General features: G+C 63.7%; 12 protein-coding genes. 5 read left to right on the top strand and 7 right to left on the bottom strand.

Features of this window, described 5'->3' with window-relative positions:
* Positions 1-32 precede the first annotated feature (32 nt).
* The 4 genes from ENHY17A_RS08525 to thiL form a co-directional block, all read right to left on the bottom strand.
* Positions 33-434 (bottom strand): DUF2946 family protein, encoded by a 402-nt coding sequence (locus ENHY17A_RS08525; protein WP_159711864.1) that lies wholly within the window; start codon positions 432-434, stop codon positions 33-35.
* 92 nt (positions 435-526) lie between these two features.
* Complete coding sequence (locus ENHY17A_RS08520; RefSeq protein WP_159711862.1) at positions 527-2,425, bottom strand: S9 family peptidase; 1,899 nt, start codon at positions 2,423-2,425, stop codon at positions 527-529.
* A gap of 230 nt (positions 2,426-2,655) precedes the next feature.
* Positions 2,656-4,809, bottom strand: a complete 2,154-nt coding sequence (locus ENHY17A_RS08515) for a sodium-translocating pyrophosphatase (protein ID WP_159711860.1) — start codon at positions 4,807-4,809, stop codon at positions 2,656-2,658.
* Between the two features lie 231 nt (positions 4,810-5,040).
* Entirely contained in the window at positions 5,041-5,958 is a 918-nt protein-coding gene (gene thiL, locus ENHY17A_RS08510) for a thiamine-phosphate kinase (RefSeq protein ID WP_159711858.1), read from the bottom strand.
* 1,252 nt (positions 5,959-7,210) lie between these two features.
* Here thiL and ENHY17A_RS08505 point away from each other — a divergent pair.
* The gene (locus ENHY17A_RS08505; protein ID WP_236547823.1) at positions 7,211-7,609 is read left to right on the top strand and encodes a hypothetical protein; all 399 of its coding nucleotides are present in this window, start codon (positions 7,211-7,213) and stop codon (positions 7,607-7,609) included.
* A gap of 65 nt (positions 7,610-7,674) precedes the next feature.
* On the opposite strand, the gene trhO is transcribed toward ENHY17A_RS08505, so the two are convergent.
* Positions 7,675-8,619, bottom strand: coding sequence for an oxygen-dependent tRNA uridine(34) hydroxylase TrhO (trhO, locus tag ENHY17A_RS08500; RefSeq protein ID WP_159711854.1), 945 nt, complete (start codon positions 8,617-8,619; stop codon positions 7,675-7,677).
* Positions 8,612-11,188, bottom strand: coding sequence for a DNA mismatch repair protein MutS (gene mutS, locus ENHY17A_RS08495; protein WP_159714371.1), 2,577 nt, complete (start codon positions 11,186-11,188; stop codon positions 8,612-8,614). The genes trhO and mutS overlap by 8 nt, the downstream gene beginning before the upstream one ends.
* A gap of 154 nt (positions 11,189-11,342) precedes the next feature.
* Between mutS and ENHY17A_RS08490 the strand changes: the two genes are divergently transcribed.
* The 4 genes from ENHY17A_RS08490 (at position 11,343) to ENHY17A_RS08475 (ending at position 14,999) form a co-directional block, all read left to right on the top strand.
* Positions 11,343-13,601, top strand: coding sequence for an NADP-dependent malic enzyme (locus ENHY17A_RS08490; protein ID WP_159711852.1), 2,259 nt, complete (start codon positions 11,343-11,345; stop codon positions 13,599-13,601).
* Between the two features lie 74 nt (positions 13,602-13,675).
* Positions 13,676-13,936, top strand: a complete 261-nt coding sequence (locus ENHY17A_RS08485) for a hypothetical protein (protein ID WP_159711850.1) — start codon at positions 13,676-13,678, stop codon at positions 13,934-13,936.
* A 187-nt stretch (positions 13,937-14,123) separates the two neighbouring features.
* Positions 14,124-14,441 (top strand): hypothetical protein, encoded by a 318-nt coding sequence (locus ENHY17A_RS08480; RefSeq protein WP_159711848.1) that lies wholly within the window; start codon positions 14,124-14,126, stop codon positions 14,439-14,441.
* Between the two features lie 96 nt (positions 14,442-14,537).
* Complete coding sequence (locus tag ENHY17A_RS08475; RefSeq protein WP_159711846.1) at positions 14,538-14,999, top strand: hypothetical protein; 462 nt, start codon at positions 14,538-14,540, stop codon at positions 14,997-14,999.
* Positions 15,000-15,008: 9 nt separating this feature from the next.
* On the opposite strand, the gene ENHY17A_RS08470 is transcribed toward ENHY17A_RS08475, so the two are convergent.
* The gene (locus ENHY17A_RS08470) at positions 15,009-15,797 is read right to left on the bottom strand and encodes an SDR family oxidoreductase (RefSeq protein WP_159711844.1); all 789 of its coding nucleotides are present in this window, start codon (positions 15,795-15,797) and stop codon (positions 15,009-15,011) included.
* Positions 15,798-15,919: the final 122 nt, after the last annotated feature.

Below are 15,919 nucleotides of genomic sequence, written 5' to 3'. Positions count from 1 at the left end.
GCACCGCGCTTGTTGCGCGCGGCAAATGAAATTCAGGCGATCGTGAAGGTGGGCGGGCCGGTGGACGGCGGCGGGGGTGCGGCCAGTCCCTGGCCGATGGCGACCGAGAACTGGTGCGAAGCGGGTGCTGGTTCGCTGGCTAAGGACAGCAATTCGGGTTTGATCGCGATCGGCGGATCGAACGGCGCGGTCAGCCCGGCAAAGGCGCAATGCTGTTTGGCGGCATGGGCCTCACCCGGATCGCTGTGGTGCAGCCGGTTGTTGGCATCGACGAACGCGGTGACCATGCCGTCGCCGGTACACAGCTCGATCCAGCGTCCCTGATCGGACGGCATCCATCCGCCGGGCACCGCGATCCGCAGCAACAGCGCGCACGCGATCAACGCCAGCGCAACGCGCCTGCCCAGTCCGTTCGTCTCGATGCCGCCCCGCATGGGCCGAGCCTCTAGCGCGCGTAGAGAAGAAGGCAACGAAAACCCTCGTCCGGATCACACCGGACAGGGCTTCTCACGGCTCCGTCGACCGATCAGGCGGGGTTATGCTTTTTCAGCCACTCGAGCGTCTCGGTCAGATATTCGAGCCGGTCCTTTTCGCGCAATAAGTGATGGGTGTTGAGCGGCTGCTCGACATACCGGAAATCCCGGCCCTCGACTTTTCCTGCACTTTTCAGGCGTGACACCAGACTGCGCGATTGCGCGACGGGCACACGCTGGTCCTTGGCACCGTGGACGATCAGAATTGGGGTCGAGAAATCCGCGGCGTGATGCGCGGGGGAAATCGCTCCTAAATCTGCGCCGGCCGCACCGAGTGCGGTTCGTGCCATATAGGGACCCAGATAACTCCGGTCGTAGCGCACCATTGCGGGCAGGTCATGGACGCCCGCGCCCGAGATCGCACACCGATATTTGTCGCCGTCGCGTTGCGCCGCGCGGCTGGCGGCATAGCCGCCATAGGACCAGCCCATCATGCATACACGTTTGGCATCGGCGATCCCGCGCGACGCCATCCACGCAACCGCGTCGTTCAGGTCGTCCTGCATGCGCTCGCCCCAGTTTCCGTCGGCCGCCCTGCCGAACTCCGCACCATATCCCGTCGATCCGCGATAATTGGGCTGAATCACGACATAGCCGTTCTCGGCCATTGCCTGAGCCCAGTTGGTCGGATCCCAGTCGGCGTCGTCGCGCGCCCAGGGGCCACCATGCGGCATGACGACCGCCGGCAGGTTCTTCTCGCCCTTCTTGTGGCGCGGCAGAGTCAGGATCGCTTCGATCTCCTTGCCGTCACTGGCCTTGTACCGGATGGTCGAAACCGGGTTCAGTCGCGCATTTTGCAGCGCGTCGTTCACCCATGCGACGCGCCCGATATTGCCGGTCACCGTGTCGAACAGATGATAGGCGGGGACCTGACCAAGTTCGGCCACCGTGAAGAGAATTTTCTCCCGCTTGAGATCGGTGCTCGTGATCAGGACATTGCCCTTGCCGAAGCTTTGGTCGAGCAATTCCTGAATTTCGCGCATTCGTGGTTCGACATAATGGGTGCGCTGACGCGTGTCGGTCCAGTGATATCCCTGCAACGCCGTCCGATCCGGGGTCAGGCTAGCGCTCCTCAGGTCGTAGCCGGGGGCGCCGAATATCTTTGCGCCGACCTTCATTGCGTCGAGATCATATTCGTAAAGCGCGCGATATCCTTCGTGGTTCGACAACGAATACGCCTTGTTCGATCCCGCCAGAATCATCGAAGGCAGCGTCATGTCATCGTACAGATTGACTGCTTCGTTGGAGATGGTCGCAAAATTCGAACGCGCGTCGGCGCGGTACAGCACGCGGACCTTGCCGGTTCTGCGATCCCGGCTGGACCCCATTCGAACCACCCCGTCATTATCGGCGATCCAGCTTGTTACGAGCGGGTTGGTGCCCTGAACCAGCGAAATTCTACCGGTGGCGACATCGACCTCGATCACCTCCTGGTTGAACCACCGTTCGGTCCCATCGCGGTTGCTTTGTCGTCCGATCATGACCCGGGGACGGGGGTCACCGGGAGGCGACATCCACAGGATGTTGCCCGCCGACGCGGCGGCATTGTCCCAGCCCAGCGGTCTGATCTTGCCGCTTTCGAGATTGTAGGCGGCGACCCGCGTGACATCAAACCACTGGCCGAACTGATTGTCGCGCGAACGGATGTTGATGATGAGGTTGTCGTCGTCGATCCAGCGCCAGGCATAGATTTCGCGATCGCCGAGCTTGGGATCGCCGAAATCGGCATCGCGCGCGATGATCCGCGCCTTAGCCTGGGGGTCGCCGATCGACACCAGCGCCAGTGCCTGGACATTATCCGCGCCGACCTTGACCGCGAGGATCCGGCCATTCGGCGACAATTGCGGCTCGGACAGGGTTGGGAACTTGGCAAATTGTTCCAGCGGAACCACTTTGCTCTCCCAACCGCCAAAGGGGGCGGGCTGGGCATTTGCAGCCGGTCCGGCTACTGCCATCGTCGCGACAGCAGCAAAACCTAGCAGAAAGCGTTGTGAAAGCACGGTAAACGTCCCCCGGGACAGGTGATTGTCGCGCGTTATTGTTCATGCTCGACCGGCGGTGCGCAACCCGAAATCGCCTCCGCCCGACACCGGACGAAGGCGATTTCTTACTAAGTTAATGCTTACGCGACCGCCAATGCCGACAACAGCAGCAGCGCCACGATATTGGTGATCTTGATCATCGGATTGACCGCCGGGCCTGCCGTATCCTTGTACGGATCGCCAACGGTGTCGCCAGTCACTGCGGCCTTGTGCGCCTCGGACCCCTTGCCGCCGTGATTGCCGTCTTCGATATATTTCTTGGCATTGTCCCATGCGCCGCCGCCGCTCGTCATCGAAATCGCGACGAACAGCCCCGAGACGATCACGCCCAATAGCAACGCGCCCAGTGCCGCAAAGCCGTTGGCCTGACCCGCCACTGCGGTGATCAGGAAATAGACCGCAATCGGCGTCACCACCGGTAGCAGCGACGGGATAATCATCTCCTTGATCGCCGCCTTGGTCACGATGTCGACCGTGCGGGCATAGTTGGGACGGCTGGTCCCCGCCATGATGCCGGGATCGTTGGCGAACTGATCGCGCACGTCCTGCACCACATGCCCTGCCGCGCGGCCCACCGCAGTCATGCCGAACGCCCCGAACAGATAGGGGAGCAGCGCGCCGAGCAGCAGCCCGACGACGACATACGGATTGGACAGGCTGAAATCGACGGTGATGTCGGGGAAGAACTCGGTCAGGTCGGTGGTGTACGCCCCGAACAGCACGAGTGCCGCCAGACCCGCCGATCCGATCGCATAGCCCTTGGTCACCGCCTTGGTGGTGTTGCCCACCGCGTCGAGCGCGTCGGTGCGCTCGCGGACTTCGTCGGGAAGCCCCGCCATCTCGGCAATGCCCCCGGCATTGTCCGTGACCGGGCCGTAAGCATCGAGCGCCACGACCATGCCGGTGAGTGCGATCAGCGAGGTGGCGGCAAAGGCAATGCCGATGATCCCGGCGAGCTGATACGCGCCGACGAACGCGATCAGGATGACGATGGTGGGAAGCGCGGTTGCCTCCAGGCTGATCGCCAGACCCTGGATGACGTTGGTACCGTGGCCGGTGACGCTGGCCTTGGCAATGGACTTCACCGGGCGATAATTGGTGCCGGTATAATATTCGGTGATCCACACCAGCGCGCCGGTCAGGCCGAGGCCGATCAACATGCACCAGAACAGGTCCATGCCGGTGAAGCTTTCGCCCGCTGACGGAGAGCCTTCTGCGCTCGACAACACGGTGTCGGTCATCGGATCGAGGAAACCCGCCCCGCCGATCACCGCATTCATGTCGCCCAGCACATATTGGCTGGCAAGATAGATGGCGGGTACCGACAGGATCGCGGTGGTCCAGAACCCCTTGTACAGCGCTCCCATGATGCTGCCCTTGCCGAGCCGGACCATGTAGGTGCCAATGATCGAGGTGATGATGCACACGCCCCCAATGAGAAGCGGGAGCGACATAAGCGCGGTCAGTTCGGCATCGCTTCCCGACACCAGCAGCGCAATCGACACCATCGTCAGGCCAATGGTGACGACATAGGTTTCGAACAGATCGGCTGCCATGCCCGCACAGTCGCCGACATTGTCGCCGACGTTATCGGCAATGACCGCAGGGTTGCGGGGATCGTCCTCGGGAATGCCCGCTTCGACCTTGCCCACCAGATCGGCGCCGACGTCCGCTGCCTTGGTAAAGATACCGCCGCCCAGCCGCGCGAAGATCGAAATCAGTGACGCGCCGAACGCGAGCGAAGTCAGCGCCTCGATCACTTCGCGGCTGCTCGCCGGATCGCCCTTGATACCGACCAGATACCAGAAGATCAGCGCCATCGACATCAGGCCCAGCCCGGCGACCAGCATGCCGGTGACCGCACCCGATCGGAACGCGATGGTCAGGCCACCCTGAAGCGAGGTGCGTGCGGCCTCTGCGGTGCGGACGTTGGCGCGAACCGAGATGTTCATGCCGACGAACCCGGCGACGCCCGATAGCACCGCGCCGATCAGAAAGCTGACGGTGGAAACCGTCCCCAGCGTCAGTGCCAGCACGACCGCGACGACCGCGCCGACGACTGCGATCGCGGTATATTGCCGCGTCAGATAGGCCTTTGCCCCTTCCTGAATTGCGGCGGCGATATCCTGCATCTTTGCGTTGCCCGCGGGCTTCGCCAGGATTTGCTGACTGGTGACGATGCCATAGACCACGGCCAATACGCCGCAGATCAAGGCGAGATAAACGATCTCCATACCCCTTCGGTCCTCCCCGTTGGTGCGGGACCGGTCAGGGTCTGTGCGCCCTGTTCACCGGTCGCAACACGTTAGGCGGGCGAACCTATCGGGCTGGCAGGAAAGCGCAAGCGGCGTGATAGGTGGGAGATCACTGCCCCTTCAGATCCCGTTCGTTTCGAGCGAAGTGGAGAAACGCCCACGCGCGCCAAGCTCAAGTTTCTCGACTTCGCTCGAAACAAACGGGCGGGGTTAGTGCTTCCATCCTAGCGAAGCGGGAAGCGCGACCTGCCGTCCCCCCGCGGCCACCGTCAACCCGCTACCCGCCCGGCACGTCCCGATCGCGGTGGCGGCGACCGGCGGCTTCACGCCGGCAGGTAACGTGAACAGCAATTGATAGTCGTCCCCCGCCGTCGCCGCGAACAACCGCGCCGCTTCGCCATCCCCGCGCACCGAGACGAACGTGCTCGACAACGGCACCCGCTCGAGGTCGATCTCGATCGCCACCCGGCTCGCCTTTGCCATCCGCTCGGCATCAATCAGCAAACCGTCGGACACGTCCATCATCGCCGCAACCACAGGGGCGAGTGCCTGACCCAGCGCCAGCAGCGGCTGCGGACGGCGATAGGCGTCGATCAGAACCGCCGGGCTTGTCCGGCCTTCGTCCAACAACGCCAGCCCGGCACCCGCATCGCCGACCGCGCCCGTCACCCACAGCACATCACCCGAAAACATCCCGCTGCGCGCAGGCACACGGGCGCTCGCCTCGCCGATCGCGGTCAGCGTGAAACTGCGTGGGGCTCCCGCTGGCATCCGCACCGTATCGCCGCCGATCAGCGCGCATCCGTTCTCGCCCAAGATCGCGCCCAACCCCTCGACGAACCGCGCGTCCCACCCATCATCGCCCGACAGCGCGTAATTCATCAGGCAAGCGACCGGCTTGGAGCCCTTGGCGGCCAGGTCCGACAGGTTCACCGCCGCCAGCTTCCACCCCACGCTGTCGGCGGGATCGTCACGACGAAAATGCACCCCCTCGACTAGCGTGTCGCTGGTAAGGACGAGCTTCGCACCCCCCACCGCCAACACCGCCGCATCGTCGGCTAGACCACGCGCGGCGTCATGCGTCGCCAGCGCGCGGAGCCGGTCGATAAAGGCGAATTCGTCGGTCATGGGGAGGGCTTAACGCAAGCGGGTGCCGCGCGTCACGCCTGACGCTGTGTTGCTAGCCTTCTGCGGTGACGAAGGTGCCAACTGAGGGAAAGCAGCCCGTCGGCAATCGACCCCATAGCGAACGTTGGAAACTGGCGATACAATGTCTGCGATGCGCACCTCGCCGTGTATGTTGCTTTGCCTGCCGCTGCTGGCTGGATGTGAACCGGAGCGTGGCATTCGGGCCAGCAGAGACTTGGCTTCGCAAGTTGACGTGGCATGCGTTGACCAGACCTTACGCTCGACCTTTGGCAGCTTGGAACGATGGGACTACGTTAGTGACGGAGGTATGTTTCCCGCCGGGACAGCCGTTGCGCAGATGGCCTATCAGAAGTGGGATGGTGGAGTTGGGCGGGTCAAGTTCCATGTCGGCGCCGTAGGCGACGAGGTTCGGGTTTCGCACGAGTTCACCGGGATAGGTGCGGAGCTACCCCAAGCGTCTTTTCCGCCAGCGTTACGGGCAATGGAAAAAGCCAACTCAGCCCTGCAATCGGCATGTGGGCTAAACCTTTCGGCGTTGGAATGGCAGGAGATTGGGCAAGACGTAGAGGCATTGGACTGATCTTGTGCCCAAGTCCGGAAACCACCCAGTTCGAGGCATAGGGCGGTAGGTCGACAATCCCGATAGCTGCTGTGCCGACATCGATCCGTTGCGGACACTGAAAGTAGGTTTAACCTGTCCAGCATTCGCGAGAAGGTGCTGGAGAAACTAACATGCGAGAATGGCTACGTGTTGCGCCACCAATCGCGATCTTGATCGCGACCGGTATATTTTGCGCTTACCCCCATCCGAGCCATGATCGTGCCACGCTCCGAGCCGTAGCAATCGAAGCGCAGCGATTGATAGCGACCAACCCAATTGGTCCGGGCACACAGGCAGTCGAGATAGCGAAGGATAATTGGCCTTCGGCGATAGCCAGTCTCGAACCGTATTCCGTAACTGTCCGGAGTGACATGCTCGAAATCACTACCAAGAACCATTTTGACGGCGGGTGGGGATATGGCTTTGTTGCTGACAAGCAGAGCCTGACAATGCTTCCAGAGTGTTGGTCGCACTTGGAATATAATGTCTACTGGCACGGACCCTGCTGACTTTCAGCATGCAGCTTCCCACCCAGTTCGAGGCGTAGGACAAGCCGCTTCGACGTACTGGAACCGGTCGGGCGGCGACCTACCCCATTGCATGCCATCGATTGGCGGTTATTTTCGGATCATGAGAATATTGCTGCGCCGTTATATCGAGAATGCCGTAGTCGGCATGTCGGCAGTGGTATTTATAGGACTTGCCGTTGTCGGAGGATGCAACGCTGCTATCGAGGCGGGGCAAGGCCTTCGACCTTTCGGAGCATGGAATGACTACAGCCTTGCGCAGATTGCGCAGGTTGCAGCGCCGTTTCTTGTCCTCGCGTTGTGCGGCATTCAAGTGGTCAGGGCGTGGATCGCGGGAGTAGTCGTGACGTTGTTCTTCTGGGCATGGCTATACCTTCCCGAAGCGGTTGACCCTGGTGGAGGCGCTAACATCGGGTGGGGTATCCTGTCATTGTTCCTGCCAATTATTGTTTTTGGAAGCTGCATACTCATGCTGCTGCCCGAGGCAGCGCGCAGGAAGTGATCGCGTCCGCTACCCACCCAGTTGCAGCCGTCCAACCCTAATGCCGAAAGCGGTCGTTCGTAAGTCTACGGGGTGTCGCCGCCCTTATCCCCCAGCACCGCCCCGATATGCGTCTTCCCCCGCTTCTCCGCGAGCGACGCCTGCCGGTGCCGCTCGGCGTAATTCGCACGTTGTTCGTCGGTGCGCGCGTCGTGGCAATGCGGACACGCCACGCCCTCCTCGAACCGGTCCGACGCGCGGTCGGCCTCCGACAACGGCATCCGGCACGCGCGGCATAGGCTGTGGCTGCCCAGGTCGAGCCCGTGCGTCACCGCCACCCGCTCGTCGAACACGAAGCATTCGCCTTGCCAACGGCTGTCCTCGGCGGGCACTTCCTCCAGATAGCGCAGGATGCCGCCGTCGAGGTGATAGACGTCCTCAACCCCTTCGGATTTCAGGAACGCGGTCGATTTCTCGCAGCGGATGCCGCCGGTGCAGAACATCGCGACCTTTTTCTTGCCCGCCAGCACCTCGTCGCGGTGGTCGCGAAACCAGGCGGGAAAGTCGCGGAAGCTCTGGGTACGTGGATCGACCGCGCCCGCGAAACTCCCGATCGCCACTTCGTAATCGTTGCGCGTGTCGATGACGACGGTGTCGGGATCGTCGATCAGCGCGTTCCAGTCGGCGGGCGCGACATAGCTGCCCACCTCGCGCGTGGGGTCGATCCCATCGACCCCCATCGTCACGATCTCGCGCTTCAGCCGGACCTTGGTGCGGTGGAACGGCATCGCTTCGCCGTGTGAGAATTTGACGTCGAGTTCGGCGCAGCCGGGCAGGGCGCGGATGTGCGCCAGCACCGCCTCAATCCCCTCGGGCGGCCCGGCGATGGTGCCGTTGATACCCTCTTGCGCGAGCAATACAGTCCCGCGCACACCGTTCGCATTGCACGCCGCCAGCAGCGGCTTTTGCAACGCCGCGGGATCGTCAAACCGGGTGAAGCGGTAAAGGGCGGCGACGCGGATGTCAGCCATCGGACAGACTCTTCAATCGATACAAGGCGTCGAGCGCATCACGGGGGGAAAGCGCGTCGATATCCAGGGTGGCGAGTTCGGCGCGCAATGCATCGACCGCCTCGACCTCGGCTTCCTGCGCGGCGGCGAACAGCGGCAGGTCGTCCAGCCCCGCCGCGATCCCGCCGGTCTTGGCACGCCCCGCCTCCAGCTTCGCCAGCACCGATTTGGCGCGTGCGATGGTCGCCGGGGGAAGCCCCGCCAGCCGCGCCACGGCCAGACCATAGCTGCGATCCGCCGGGCCTTCCGACACTTCATGCAGCAGCACCAGATCACCCTTCCATTCGCGCGCGCGGACATGGTGGAGGCTCAGCGCGTCGCAGCGTTCGGCCAGCCGCGTCAGCTCGTGATAATGCGTGGCGAACAGGCAGCGGCAGCGATTATCCTCATGGATCGCCTCGACCACGGCCCAGGCGATGGCGAGGCCATCATAGGTGCTGGTCCCGCGCCCAACTTCGTCCAGGATGACGAAGCTTCGCGGCGTCGCTGCTGCCAGGATCGCGGCTGTTTCCACCATCTCGACCATGAAGGTCGATCGCCCGCGCGCCAGATTGTCCGACGCGCCGACGCGGCTGAACAGCCGATCGACCAGCCCGAGTTTGGCGCTAGTCGCGGGGACATAGCTTCCCGCCTGCGCCAACACCGCGATCAGCGCATTCTGGCGCAAAAAGGTCGATTTGCCGCCCATGTTCGGCCCTGTCACCAGCCACAGCCGGTTCGATTCCGACAATCCGCAATCGTTCGCCACGAAGCGCTCGCCGCGTTTCGCCAGCGCATCCTCGACCACCGGATGCCGCCCGCCGACGATTTCGAAGCAGGGATGTTCGACCAACGAAGGCCGCGCCCAGCCGCCTTCGGCCGCCCGCTCGGCCAGCCCGGCGGCCACGTCGATACGCGCGAGCGCATCGGCGGTCGCCGCAATCGGTTCGCGGCTGGCAAGCGCGGTTTCGGTGAGTTCCTCCAGATGTGCGGCTTCTGCCGCCAGCGAGTGTGCCCCCGCTTGCCCGACGCGCAGCGCCAGCTCGTGCAATTCCGGCGCGTTGAACCGCACGACGCCTGCCAATGTCTGGCGATGCGTGAACCCGCTCTCGGGCTTCATCAGCGCGTCGCCATGTTTGGCGGGCACCTCGATATGGTAACCAAGCACATTATTGTGCCGGATCTTGAGCGCAGGCGTTTTCGTCTCGTCGCGATACCGCGCCTCCAGCGCTGCGATCGACTTGCGCCCGCCCGCCCCGGTCACGCGCAGATCATCGAGCGCGGCATCAAACCCCTCGGCGATGTACCCGCCCTTGTCGGCATCGATCGGCGGCTCGGGCACCAGCGCGCGTTTGAGCAGGTCGATCAGGCTGCCATGCCCGCGCAGTCGCGGCGCGAGGCGCTCGAGCAACTCGGGCGCGTCCGCCAGCTTGTCGATTCGGTCGCCCAACATCCATGCCGCGTCCAGCCCGTCGCGCAACTGCCCCAGATCGCGCGGGCTTCCCCGACCCGCCGCGATACGCCCGATCGCCCGCCCGATATCGGGCAGCGTGCGCAACGAGCCGCGCAGCCCCTCACGCAACTTCGCATCGTCGTGGAAAAAGCGCACGCATTCCAATCGCGCATCGATTGCCGCGCGGTCCATCAACGGCGCGGCGATATCCTGGCCAAGCAACCGCGCGCCCGCGCCGGTCACCGTGCGATCGACCGCATCGAGCAGGCTTCCCTTGCGAGTGCCCGCTTGCGAAACCGTCAGCTCCAAACTCTCGCGCGTCGCTGCATCGATCGCCATCGTTGCGCCCGAATGCCGCACGCGGGGCGGGCGCAGGAATGGCAACGACCCCTTGGCCGTATGATCGAGATAGGCGACCAGCCCGCCCGCCGCCGACAGCGCCGCGCGGCTGAACGATCCGAACCCGTCCAGCGTCGCGACCCCGAACAACGCCTTCAGCCCTTCCTCGCCCTTCGCGCTGTCGAACCCGGCCTTGGGTCGCTCGACAGAGGCAGCAAGCGCCTGGCTCGACCCTTCCGCCGCGACCACCTCTGCCGGGTTCAACCGCGCGAGTTCCGCCCCCAGCGAGGCCGCGTCGCACTCGATCACCTCGAAACGTCCCGTCGATACGTCGGCGGCGGCAATCGCCACGCCGCCGCCCGCCTCGCCGATCGCCGCGCACCAATTGGCCGCGCGCGCATCCAGCAGCGCTTCCTCTGTCAGCGTCCCTGCCGTCACCACCCGCACGATCGCGCGATTGACCAGCGCCTTGGACCCACGCGCCTTCTTCGCCTCCTCCGGGCTCTCCGTCTGTTCGGCAATCGCGACGCGGTGTCCGGCCTTGATCAGCCGTTCGAGATAGGCGGTGGAGGAATGCACCGGCACGCCGCACATCGGGATGCGGTCGCCGTCATGGCTCCCCCGCGCGGTCAGCGCGATGTCCAGCACCGCGCTCGCCACCTTGGCATCGTCGAAGAACAGTTCGAAGAAATCGCCCATCCGGTAGAAGAGCAGGCAATCCTCGGCCTCTGCCTTCAGCACCAGATATTGCTGCATCATCGGGGTGGGGGCGGACGCGCTCATCGCGCGATGCCTAGCGGATCGGCAGGCGCGATCAACTCCCGTTGGTTGACGTTCGCGTCACGGGGTGACGAGTCGGCACACGCCGCGTAAGGACTTTGACCATCACCGATCAACAGCGCCGGAACTCCCCATGACCGATGAACCGAACAACCAGTTTTCCGAACGCGAAGCGCTGCTGTTCCATTCCGAAGGTCGCCCCGGCAAGATCGAGATCATCGCGTCGAAACCAATGGCCACCCAGCGCGACCTGGCGCTCGCCTACTCCCCCGGCGTCGCGGTCCCGGTCAAGGCGATCTACGACGATCCGGCCACCGCATATGACTATACCGCCAAGGGCAATCTGGTCGCGGTCATCTCCAACGGTACCGCCATCCTCGGCATGGGTAATCTCGGCGCGCTGGCGTCGAAGCCGGTGATGGAGGGCAAGGCGGTGCTGTTCAAACGCTTCGCCGACGTCGATTCGATCGATATCGAATTGAAGACCGAGGATGTGGATCGCTTCATCGACGCGGTCGAACTGATGGAGCCGACCTTCGGCGGCATCAACCTTGAAGATATCAAGGCGCCCGAATGCTTCATCATCGAACAGACGCTGCGCGAGCGGATGAACATCCCGGTGTTCCACGACGACCAGCACGGCACTGCGATCATCACTGCCGCGGGCCTCATCAATGCCTGCCGCCTGACGGGCCGCAAGCTTGAGGAGATCAAGGTCGTGGTCAACGGTGCGGGCGCGGCGGCGATCGCGTGCACCGAACTGATCAAGGCGATGGGCGTGCGCCACGACAACGTCCTGATCTGCGACCGGTCGGGCGTGATTTATCAGGGCCGCGAAAAGGTGAATCAGTGGCAATCGGCGCACGCGGTCAAGACCGATCGCCGTGAATTGACCGATGCGCTGGTCGGGGCCGACGTGTTCCTGGGCCTGTCTGCGGCGGGTGCGCTGAAGCCCGAAATGGTCAAGGACATGGCCCCTGCGCCGATCATCTTCGCGATGGCCAATCCCGAACCCGAAATCCGCCCCGAACTGGCAAAGGCCGCGCGCCCGGATGCGATCATCGCCACGGGCCGTTCGGACTATCCGAACCAGGTCAACAACGTGCTGGGCTTCCCCTTCATCTTCCGCGGCGCGCTCGACGTGCGCGCGACCGGCATCAACGACGAGATGAAGATCGCGGCCGCCAACGCCATCGCCGACCTGGCGCGCGAACGCGTGCCCGAGGAAGTGGCGTTGGCGTACGGCGTCCAGCACAGCTTCGGCCCCGACTATATCATCCCCGCACCGTTCGACCCGCGGTTGATGGAACTGGTGTCGGCCGCGGTCGCGCAAGCCGCGATGGATTCGGGCGTTGCGACCAAACCGATCCTCGACATGGCGGCCTATCGCCAGTCCTTGCGCGCTCGCCTCAACCCCACCACTTCGATCCTCACCCTCGCGCATGAAGGCGCACGCGCGCATCCCAAGCGCGTGGTGTTTGCCGAGGGCGAAGAAGAAGTCGTGCTGCGCGCCGCGATCCAGTTCCGCGACGGCGGCTACGGCATCCCGGTGCTGGTCGGGCGCGACGACGTGCATGACCGGCTGCGGGCGCTGGGGGTCGACGATCCCGAAAGTTTCGAGGTTCACAACAGCCGCGTCTCGCCGCTGGTGCCGAAAATGGTCGATTTCCTCTACTCGCGGCTTCAGCGGCGCGGCTATCTGCGCCGCGATTGCGAACGCATGGTCAATCAGGATCGCAACATCTTCGCCGGGCTGATGCTTCAGCTTGGCGAAGCCGATACGATGATCACCGGCATCACCCGCACCTATGCCCAGACGCTGCGCGAAGTGCGCCGGGTGATCGATCCGGCGGCGGGCCGCACACCGTTCGGTATCCATGTCATGGTCGGGCAAAGCCACACGGTTTTCATCGCCGACACCACGGTCAACGAACGCCCCACGGCAGAGGAACTTGCCGACATCGCCGAACAGACCGCTCAGGTCGCCAAGCGCATGGGCCACGAACCGCGCGTCGCGTTCCTGTCCTATTCGACCTTCGGCAACCCCGAAGGCCGCTGGCTCGACAATCTGCGCGGCGCGGTGGAGGTGCTCGATGGGCGTCAGGTCGGCTTCGAATATGAAGGCGAAATGGCCCCCGACGTCGCGCTCAACCCGAAGCAGATGGCGAAATTCCCGTTCGCGCGCCTGTCCGGTCCGGCCAATGTGCTGATCATGCCCGGCCTGCAATCAGCCAACATCTCGGCCAAATTGCTGCGCGAACTGGGCGGCGACACGATGATCGGCCCGATGCTGATCGGTATGGAAAAGCCCGTCCAGATCGCGCCGATGACGAGCACGGCCGGGGATCTTGTGACGCTCGCGGTATTGGCGGCGGGGGGGATTGCGCGTTGACGAAGCTTTCGTTGTGCCAGCCGCTATTGAGTCCAACCCATTAATGTGCAAGCATTTCCTGTAAGGAGATCTCCATGTTGAACAGTTTGTCGAGCGTCGCCATTGCTCTCGCGCTTTCGGTCCCAGCCCCGACCCCGGCCCCGGCCCCGGCCCCGGCCCAGGATGTCGGTGATGCATCCAGCGAAGCGAAGCCGAAGAAGGAGCGACTAATCTGCAAAACCCAATTCCGCACCGAATCGCGCCTCAACCCTAAACGTCGATGTCTGACACAGGCGGCGTGGAACGCCGAAGCAAAGCTCGACAACGTTGAAATAGACGATCAACGCGCCCGTTAAGGGAGCATGGAAAAGCCAGTCCAGATTGCTCCGATGACCAGCACGGCGGGGGATCTGGTGACGCTGGCGGTGTTCGCAGCGGGGGGGATTGCGCGGTAATCCTGTTGCAGGAGAGCGTGCAGATGGCACGACGGGCCGATGATCGCGGGCTAAGCAGGATACGCGGGGGCTGCTTCTGGCGGCCTTCGTGCTCGGCATTCTCCACCACATCGACCATGTGCTGCGCGTCGATCACAGCGGTTGGCCGTTCCGCGATGTGGTGACGCCGTTCACCTTCAGCCTCTTAGCCTATCCGATCCTGCTGTTCGCGCTGCTCGGACCGCGTCGCTGGTTCTGGGCGCGATGGGCGCTGCTGGCGGCAGGACCGGTCGGAATGAGCATGTCGCGCCGCCGATGGGGGCTCCGCGCAGCGGCGAACGCAGCGCATATCGGCGCAGCAGCGGTGTTGGCGGTGATCGTGACGCGGCGTGAGGTGATGGGTTGGGCGCGAAATCTTTGTCCCTGAATGCTCGGAATCATCCACGCCGGTATCGCCGCCAGTTTGACAGCGGGCGAATGATGACGGACTTTGTCGGCATGGATGCCTGACAGGAGACGTTCGATGTTTCTTTCCGCGCTCGCCCTCACGCTCGCTTCGGTAGCCTCGCCGCAAGCACCACCCGCAGAGATTACACTGACCAGCGAGGATCGCTGGGCGCTTCTGACAGGACTGCGCTACCGGCTCGGCGGCCCGTTCGTAATTGCAGATCTTGCCGACGCAGAGGCTAGCTGCAAGACGTCTGGCGCATGCGTGACCGCCGATGCACTCGATGGCGGCCAGACGGAAGCGGTCGATTTACCGACTGTGCTCGGGGCGACGGACGTCGGCGGGCGAAACGCGGTTGCGCTTGTCGCGCTCAGAACGGGCAAGATCACCCGCCAGGGATTGCGCCTTACCGTGTCGGTGTTTGAACCGGCATCCAATAGTTGGACCAACAAGGATGTCTGGATCGACGAGCAATCCACGGGTGGGGATGTCCAAATGAAACGGATTTCCCGGTATGAGGATAGCACGGTTCTGTAACGGACCGCGTCAACCGTCGATGCTCGACCCCAGCGAAGCATTGACCAGTCCGCCATCGACGGTGATCGTGTCGCCCACCACATAATCCCCCGCGCGGCTGGCGAGATAGATCGCGGCACCCGCCATGTCCTCGTCCATGCCGATGCGTTTCGCCGGGATCGCCTGCGCCACTGCGTCGCCGTGATCGCGCGCGGCGCGGTTCATTTCGCTGCCGAACGCGCCCGGAGCGATCGAGGTGACGTTGATGCTGTCGCGGATCAGCCGCGCCGCCATCCGCTTGGTCAGATAGATCAGCGCCGATTTCGACGCGTGATAGCTATAGGTGTCCCACGGATTCAGCCGCTGGCCGTCGATCGAGGTGATGTTGATGACCTTGGCGGGGCGTGTCCGAGAGGCTGCGGCCTTCAACGGCTCGAACAGGGATTGGGTCAGGAAGAACGGCGATTTGACGTTCAGGTCCATCACCTTGTCCCAGCCGATTTCCGGGAAGACTTCGAACGGCTCGCCCCACGCCGCGCCCGCGTTGTTGACCAGGATATCGAGCTTGCTTTCCTGTTCGGCGAACTGCGCCGCCAGCGCCTTGCAGCCCGCGACGGATGACACGTCCTGGGGCAGTGCGATGCAATTCTCGCCCAGTTCCTCAGCGGTGGCGAAGCACGCATCGGCCTTGCGCGACGAGATATAGACCTTTGCCCCCTGCGCGATGAAGCCCGCCGCAATCATCTTGCCGATCCCGCGCGACCCCCCGGTGACGAGGGCGACGCGACCGTCGAGGCGGAAGAGATTGGTGGTGTCCATGTGAGTGCTCCTTCTATTTCTCCCCTCCCGCTTGCGGGAGGGGCGGGGGAGGGCGTGTCATGGAGGGCGTCGCGCTCGCCGACATGCCCTCCCCTAACCCCTCCCGCAAGCGGGAGGGGAAC

The organism is Sphingomonas sp. AX6 (assembly GCF_902506605.1).
In the GTDB taxonomy this organism is placed as follows: Bacteria; Pseudomonadota; Alphaproteobacteria; order Sphingomonadales; family Sphingomonadaceae; genus Sphingomonas.
This window is presented reverse-complemented; position numbering and strand designations above follow the sequence as displayed.